1 protein-coding gene is annotated in these 231 nt (G+C 64.9%); it reads left to right on the top strand.

Annotated features, from left to right (window positions below):
- Positions 1–231: prepilin peptidase (locus AC0L20_RS41970; protein WP_473295991.1), on the top strand; the 231-nt coding region annotated here is incomplete at both ends.

Here is a 231-nt window from a genome sequence, read left to right on the forward strand (position 1 = left end):
GAGATCCTCGACCTGCCCCCCGAGCCAGCGGGGCCTGTGTACAACCTGATGCGTCCCGGCTCCAGATGCCCATGCTGCGACCAGCGGATTCGCCCCTGGGAAAACATTCCGCTGCTCAGCTACCTGATGCTCAAGGGGCGTTGCGCCCACTGCCATGGGACCATCAACGCACGTTACCCGGTCACCGAACTGGCATGCGCGCTGGTCTGCGCCATCGTCGCCTGGCACTTC

It is taken from the genome of Bradyrhizobium sp. Kon58 (assembly GCF_055807455.1).